Source organism: Methylobacterium sp. E-046 (genome assembly GCF_022829625.1).
Lineage (GTDB): Bacteria > Pseudomonadota > Alphaproteobacteria > Rhizobiales > Beijerinckiaceae > Methylobacterium > Methylobacterium longum.
This window is the reverse complement of sequence record NZ_JAKSYP010000219.1, coordinates 1-690: the sequence shown is the minus strand read 5'-3', so window position 1 is coordinate 690 and position 690 is coordinate 1. Positions and strand designations below refer to the sequence as shown.

The following is a 690-nucleotide window of genomic DNA, read 5'->3' as shown; positions in this document are numbered from 1 at the left end:
AAAGCGCGCGCGATACTCGGGTGATGGGCTGCGATGTCATCGATGGCTTGGCGCGGGATGTCCACGATTTGGCACGTCGAGATCGTGCCGATGGTGTGGTCCATCTCGTCGAGAATGAACACGTTCAGGTCGCAGAAGTCGCCCGGCACCAGCAGAGCCATGATCTGACGCTGGCCGTCCGGGAGCACCTTGTACCGGCATGCGAAGCCGTCGAGGATCAGGAGGACATTGTCAGGCTTGTCGCCTTCCTGGATCAGATCCTGGCGTGCACCGACCTGCCGGACCTTGAGCGTCAGCCCGTTCAGGGCCGAGCGGGCTTGGTCGGAGAGTGGCTCGAAACTCTCAAGCTTCCGCGTCAGCGCCTGCTGCTGGGTGTCCTCATGGGCCAGAGTACGAGGTGACCGTCATTGAGCACGCGCCCGGCATAGGCTCACGAGTGGCCGTTCACACCCGGGTTCTGGATAGTACGGTGGCCAAGTTCGAAGTGCAGGTATTCAACCTTGACCGTAACGGGGCTCGAATTAAATAAATTCAACCGGCGGACGAAGCTGGCAGTCGGCGCGGCGTACTCGATGCCACCGCCGTAGGCGTACCCGATCTCGATGTTGTTCTGGCGGCCAACGAAGAACGGCGTCGAGGTGTTGGGCCCGTAGAAAACGATCTGATTGTTGACGCCGCCATACGCGAAAC

At 60.7% G+C, this 690-nt stretch carries 1 protein-coding gene and 1 pseudogene; both read right to left on the bottom strand.

The window, feature by feature from the left end; all coding sequences use genetic code 11:
- On the bottom strand, nt 1-221 hold a 221-nt coding region (locus tag MKK82_RS23795; RefSeq protein ID WP_243987029.1), incomplete at its 3' end, for a Crp/Fnr family transcriptional regulator.
- Between the two features lie 209 nt (nt 222-430).
- A pseudogene (locus tag MKK82_RS23790) lies at nt 431-690 on the bottom strand (porin family protein); the annotation flags it as partial.